The sequence below is a fragment of the uncultured Meiothermus sp. genome (assembly GCF_937863175.1).
Taxonomy (GTDB): domain Bacteria; phylum Deinococcota; class Deinococci; order Deinococcales; family Thermaceae; genus Meiothermus.
On the sequence record NZ_CALMCQ010000359.1, the window covers coordinates 1 to 5,863 of the forward strand.

Sequence of the window (5,863 nt, forward strand, 5' to 3'; positions counted from 1 at the left end):
GCACAATCTGAGGCAGGTGGCTTAACCTCGACTGAACTAAACCGGGGCAATATCAGACCAAGCCCGGGGTTTGTGCAGATCTTCAGGATCAATTGCCCACAAGCCCTATAAAACCTTCCGGACTCTCACCCCAGCTGCTCCATCAGCCAAGGCAAGAGGTCCGTCAGGGTCTGCATGTCAGGAACCGGGTGTGCCTGGGGGCCGTAGATAATAAGGGGCACGGGGTTGTAGGTGTGCTGGGTATGCCAGGGTTCTTCGGCATTGCCGTGGTCGGAGGTGAGGATAAGAGTCGCCTGTGGGCTTGCGTTTAGGAAGCCCTCGAGGAAACGATCCAGCTCTACAAAGCGCTCATCCAGCTTTTCCGGCAGACGATGGGCTGTGTAATCCAAAGCCCAGTTTTCCAGGATGGTCAGGTCTTGCTGCTGGGCAGTCTGGGCAAAGCGCTGGCCCGCCTTCTCGGGTTCAGGCCAGTAAGCAGGCAAGAGGGCATGGGGGTGCTCCAGGGGCAGGAGCTCGAGTCCAGCCATCTGAGCAGCAAAGCCGAAGGCCGAAAGCAGATTGCGGCGGCTGTCCGTCACCCTTTTCAGGTAGTCCTGCCGGTAGCCGTTGGCATGCAAAACCCTGAGACCCCGCTGGACTGCCCAGACCTGAAGGCTATCCTGCCGCAACAACATTTGCAGCTTGCTCAGGGGGTGCGGCCCCTGGTGATATCCCAAAATTTGAGCCGCGTTGATGCCGGTCAGCAAAGCAGTCTGGCCGGTTCCCGACTGGGGCAGGCCCTCTACACTCAGCCTTGCATCCAGCACGCGATAGGCCAGTCTGGACCGGGTAAAGGGATGGCTACTGAACCCACCGCTCAAGACGCGCAAGGTGGGCAAATCCAGGCGCTGTAGGGGGCTTCTGGGATCGTTGGAGAGTCCCAAACCATCCACAAACAAGAAAGCCAGCACCAGGGCATTGTGCGCGGTAGCAAAGGAAAGGTCAAATGAAGGGGCGGATGGGAGCATGGGAGCGGGGATAGGCAGAGAGGGCTGTGGAGGCGGAAGTGCGGTTAACCTTCAACCTTCAGAGGTTCTCTGCTCCTCAACTTGCGACCTGCGCCACAGCCAGCCTGGCTTTGAAGAGCGCATGATGGTGGGCGAAAGGAGCAATACTATGCCCGTACGTTTAGCCAATGCGGTTTGGAAAGGCAGCTTGAAGGAAGGCAAAGGCCACCTGAGGCTGGAAAGCGGAGTCTATGAGGGGCCGTATACCTGGGCTTCCCGTTTTGCCAGCGGCCCTGAAACCAACCCCGAAGAACTGATCGGCGCGGCCCATGCGGGCTGCTATGCCATGTTTCTATCGGCTCTCTTGACCAACAACAATACCCCTCCCGAAGAACTCAACGCTACGGCCAAAGTCCACCTGGGAGATGGTCCTACCATCACCAAAATCGAACTCCAAATGGTTGCCAGGGTGCCCGGCATCGGCAAGGAAAGGTTTCAGGAGTTAGCCCTGGAAGCCAAGGCCAGATGCCCGGTCTCCAAAGCCCTGGCGGCGGTTCCCGAAATCAGTCTGGACGCTCAACTGGTGTAGGCAAAACCGACAAGTAAGGGCGCAGTACCCTGCGCCTTTACTTAAGTATCCATCCCACTTGAACATCCATAGCGCCAGATCCAGCCGTAGTGTTAAATAGGGGCGTGGAGCCAGACATTGACCTGATGTCGCGCCTCGCCAAGGGGGATGAGCGTGCCCTGGCAGAGCTATACCGTCGCTATAGCCCCTCGCTGTACGCACTTCTTCTGCGAATGCTCCAGAGCCGCGAGGAGGCCGAAGAGATCTTGCAAGACAGTTTTGTTCAGCTATACCGTGAAGCCGCCCGCTACCAGCTCGAGCGCGGTAGCGTAACGGCTTTTTTGTTCACCATCGGGCGGCACTTTGCCCTGTCGCGCCTGCGTAGCCGGGGTGCCAGACCCCAAAAAGTTGACGATCGCGATCTGCACAACCCCGAACAGGAGTTGGGACTGTGGCGGGAAGACGATCCCACCGACCGGATTCTGATCCGCCGGGCGCTGCACAGGCTGGAGCCCACCGACCGCAAGCTGCTGGAGGAAGCCTTTTTCGATGGCTATAGCCACAGCGAACTTGCGGAGCGCCACCACCTGCCGCTGGGTACGGTCAAGACCCGGGTGCGCCGGGCCCTGCTCAAGCTACGGGAGTATCTGGGCGGGCCGCAGACCACGGAGGAAGCATGAAAGACCTCCGCGAGTTGCTGCCCGACTACGCACTGGGCCTGCTGGAAGGCTCGGAAAAAGCCCAGCTCGAGCAGGCTTTGCAATCATCCCCCGAACTGCGCCAGGAACTGGAGGAGCTTCAGGCCGTGCTGCTGCAAATACCCCAGAGCTTGCCGCCGGAGGTTCCCTCCCCCAGCGTATGGGTCAAAATTAAGCATAAGACTATTCCGAGGCGGGATTTCTTGCGTTGGGTGGCAGCGGCTGCGGTGCTGGCGTCCCTGGGTCTGGGAGGCTGGGGCCTCGACCATTACAACCGCTACCGGACCCTGGCCGAGGAACACGCCAGGGTAGCCCGCTGGCTGGCCGACCCCGATGTCCGGTGGCGGCTGATTAAGAACGCGGAGGGCAAGTCTCTCGGAACCATGCTCTGGACAGAGGATGGGCGCTGCTTGATGATCCTGAGTGAACCCCCACCGGCTGGCAAGGTCTACCAGGCCTGGGGCCGCAAAACCGAGGGCGATCCCGTCTCGCTGGGAGTTTTCACCACCCGCGTTTTCGAAACCAGCTACGAGGGGTTTGCTTCTGTGGGCGTAAGCCTCGAGCCCCCTGGCGGTAGTCCCCAACCCACCCAGCCCCTGGGCCGGGTGCCCACCTCTTGATACCCCGCCGTGGCAGGGTCAACCGGGGCAGATATGTGCTACACCCGGTACCGCAAGCGAGCAAGCCACTTGAGGGCCTTGAGGGCCACCGTAACGGTGCGCCCGTACCAGCCCCTCGGGAGCCAGGTCGGCCCGGTGACGGGAATGAACCGCTCGATGGCGATGGTCTGTACTTCGGTGAAGCGCAAGAGTCCTTCTCTGCCGTGGCGTCGCCCCAGACCCGAGGCCTTGAAGCCCCCCATGGTCGCATCCATCGAGGCCCAGGCAGCGGCATAGCTCTCGTTGACATTAACCGTTCCAGCCTGGATACGTGAGGCCACCTCGCGCCCTTTGCGACGGTCTGTGGTCCAGACGCTGGCATTGAGACCATACTCACTTCGATTGATAGTGGTGAGCACCTGCTCGAGATCGCTAAACTTATACAAACTGACCACCGGGCCAAAGGTTTCCTCGTCATAGAGGCGCATTTCGGGTGTAACCTGGGTCAGGATGGTGGGTTCGAAAAACAGCGGCCCCAGCTCGGGCCGGGCCCTGCCCCCGGCGAGCACCCTGGCACCTTTGGCAAGGGCATCCTGTACGTGGGCCTGCACCGTGTCGAACTGCCGCTGCACGGTCAGGGAACCCATCTGCGAGCGGTGGTCGAAGGTGGCTCCCAGACGCAGGGTCGAGGCTCTTTCGGCAAAGCGCCGAGAGAATACATCGAAGACTTTTTCGTGGACGTATATGCGCTCGAGCGCAACGCAAAGCTGCCCGGCATTGGCAAACGCCCCATGAATAGCGCCATCCACGGCGGCCTCGAGGTTGGCATCCTCCAGCACCAGCATGGGGTTTTTGCCGCCGAGTTCCAGACTTACCCCAATCAGCCGCTCCCCGGCCTGCCGCGCCACCTTGCGCCCGGTGGGGGTACTGCCGGTCAGGGCGATGAAATCCGCCGAAGCCACCAGGGCCGCCCCGACTTCGCCGCCGCCGGTCACGATCTGGAAAAGATGGGGAGGCAGACCGGCCTCCACCATCAGAGCCTGAACCCACAAGGCCGTAAAGGTGGTCTGGGGATCGGGTTTGAGCACCACGGCATTGCCCGCCATCAGGGCTGGGAGCGGCTCGCTCACGGCCATGACCAGCGGATAGTTCCAGGGCGAGATCACCCCTACCACTCCCACCGGGTGGCGGTACTCCCAGGTCTGGGTCAGGCCCACAAAGGTGCCACCGGTACGCCTTGGGCGCAGCCAGCCGGGGCTTCTGGTCGCGTAATACTGGGCCACAATGGCTGAGTCGAGCAGTTCTTCTTGTGCATCGCGACGGGCTTTGCCGGTCTCGTACTGGGTCAGGTCGAGGATTTCAACCTGCCGTTCCAGCAGCAGGTCATGAAAGCGCAGCATGATGCGCGCCCGGACTCTGGCATCTACCCTGGCCCACGCAGCCTGGGCAGCCCTGGCCCGTTGTACGGCTTGCTGGGCATCCTCAGGGGTGCAGATCGGAATAGCTCCCAACACCCCACCGTCGAAGGGGGAGTACAGGGTTTGGCTGTTGCGTGCAGCGAACCGCGAAACCTGGCTGGCCAACCGCTCGAGCAGTTCGGGGGTGAACTGCGGGGCCACACGGGGGGGGTTGATGACACTGAGTCGTCCGGTCTCGATCATGCTTAAGTCCATGGTGCCTTGAAGCGGAAAGACCGTCAAGCGCGGAGGGCCTCTGGGGTGAGTTTAGTCCCGGCCAGGCTCTCATCCTGCAACGGTATGAGCCGTTAATCCTCGCTGCTCCTCATTCAACAAGCCTTGCTCCAGGGGCGGAAGCCGCAGAGAACCTGCCCAAACCCTCTTAGAGGTACCCCGGTCGCTTGGCCGGAGGTTCGAGTCTCAACCGAATCAATAGAGTATATGTAAAAGCGTTTCCATGCTGACCAGCACTACAAGAACAGGCCTCGAGGGTCTTACCTAAACCGGCTCCCAGGTATATGCTAGGGGCGTTCGAAAGGGTCATTGATTGGTCTGATAACCAACAATGATAGCGGAGGTCTGCATGTACCGTTCCCCCCCTGGCGCTCGAGGTTTCTTTATCGCTATTGGCTTACTGGGAGGAGCCATGGTCGGGGCAGCGTTGGTAGGGTTGCTGGCTTTTGGGGCTTTGCAAGCCGCCTTTCCCCGGCCCCTCGAGCAGGGCTATCCTGGTTATCTGATTCTGCTGTTTAGTAGCATAGCCCTGATTCCCATGCTGTTCTGGCTGGGCAGACGGGTTCCCTACCTGACCGACTGGTACTACCTCTTACCGGCCATCACCTTCTTGCTGGCCTTCACCCTGTTTCCCATTCTTCTGACCGTCTACTTCGGCTTTACCAACTATTCGGGAATTCGCAGTGGCAAACCCGACCGCTCCACCCAGACCACGGTTCTGCGTCTGGAGGATCGGCGACTTGTGGTGGAGGGTGATGCTGCCAGTATGCTGCGCTGTGAGCAGCCCGACTGCGCTGGCCAGGCCCTGGAAATTACCAGTGGAAACCAGAGGGCTCGAGTGGTTGCCGAACAGGCCACCCAGAACTCCATCTTGCTCACCGCACCCCCACCATTCGAGCCGAACCTGGTCTATCGCATTAACGATTACCAGTTTGTAGGTTTCCAGAACTTCGTGCAAATCTTCAGCCAGGCCGGCGTAATCCTGATTCCGCTTTTGATATGGAACATCATCTTTGCTGCGGGGGCGGTGGTGGTAGGAGTCATACCAGGTCTAGTTCTGGGCCTGATGCTCAACAACAAGAGCCTGGCTCTGCGAGGGTTTTATCGCACCGTACTGATCATCTCCTGGGCCATTCCAGCCGTTATTAGCGTGCAGGTATTCACTGCCATGCTCAATGTACAGTTTGGCCCCATCAACCGGCTTTTGGGACTTCTGGGCTCTTACCCGGTTCCCTGGCTCACCGACCCCGAATGGTTCAGAGTCTCGGCCCTGCTCATCACCCTGTGGCTGGGTTTTCCCTACTGGATGACTGCTACCCTG

The 5,863-nt window shown here is 60.2% G+C and carries 6 protein-coding genes; 4 read left to right on the forward strand and 2 right to left on the reverse strand.

The window, feature by feature from the left end:
* Positions 1 to 125 precede the first annotated feature (125 nt).
* On the reverse strand, positions 126 to 950 hold the full coding sequence (locus tag Q0288_RS13495) for an alkaline phosphatase family protein (protein ID WP_299431294.1): 825 nt from the start codon (positions 948 to 950) through the stop codon (positions 126 to 128).
* 205 nt (positions 951 to 1,155) lie between these two features.
* Between Q0288_RS13495 and Q0288_RS13500 the strand changes: the two genes are divergently transcribed.
* The 3 genes from Q0288_RS13500 to Q0288_RS13510 all read left to right on the forward strand — a co-directional run bounded on the left by Q0288_RS13500 (position 1,156) and on the right by Q0288_RS13510 (position 2,872).
* Positions 1,156 to 1,575 carry an OsmC family protein gene (locus Q0288_RS13500; RefSeq protein WP_299431280.1) on the forward strand — a complete coding sequence of 140 codons (420 nt, stop codon included), beginning with the start codon at positions 1,156 to 1,158 and terminating at the stop codon, positions 1,573 to 1,575.
* 104 nt (positions 1,576 to 1,679) lie between these two features.
* Positions 1,680 to 2,234 (forward strand): sigma-70 family RNA polymerase sigma factor, encoded by a 555-nt coding sequence (locus Q0288_RS13505; protein WP_299431282.1) that lies wholly within the window; start codon positions 1,680 to 1,682, stop codon positions 2,232 to 2,234.
* Positions 2,231 to 2,872 (forward strand): anti-sigma factor, encoded by a 642-nt coding sequence (locus tag Q0288_RS13510; protein WP_299431285.1) that lies wholly within the window; start codon positions 2,231 to 2,233, stop codon positions 2,870 to 2,872. The genes Q0288_RS13505 and Q0288_RS13510 overlap by 4 nt, the downstream gene beginning before the upstream one ends.
* 38 nt (positions 2,873 to 2,910) lie before the next feature.
* Here Q0288_RS13510 and Q0288_RS13515 read toward each other — a convergent pair whose 3' ends face one another.
* Positions 2,911 to 4,524, reverse strand: a complete 1,614-nt coding sequence (locus tag Q0288_RS13515) for a succinic semialdehyde dehydrogenase (protein ID WP_299431288.1) — start codon at positions 4,522 to 4,524, stop codon at positions 2,911 to 2,913.
* Positions 4,525 to 4,891: 367 nt separating this feature from the next.
* On the opposite strand from Q0288_RS13515, the gene Q0288_RS13520 reads away from it, so the two are divergent.
* Positions 4,892 to 5,863 (forward strand): sugar ABC transporter permease (locus Q0288_RS13520; RefSeq protein WP_299431291.1); only part of this gene is annotated, 972 nt, incomplete at its 3' end.

Coding starts and splice junctions, on each gene's coding strand:
- Q0288_RS13510 (WP_299431285.1), top strand. CDS start 2,231: ATGAAAGACCTCCGCGAGTTGCTGCCCGACTACGCACTGGGCCTGCTG.
- Q0288_RS13515 (WP_299431288.1), bottom strand. CDS start 4,524: ATGGACTTAAGCATGATCGAGACCGGACGACTCAGTGTCATCAACCCC.
- Q0288_RS13500 (WP_299431280.1), top strand. CDS start 1,156: ATGCCCGTACGTTTAGCCAATGCGGTTTGGAAAGGCAGCTTGAAGGAA.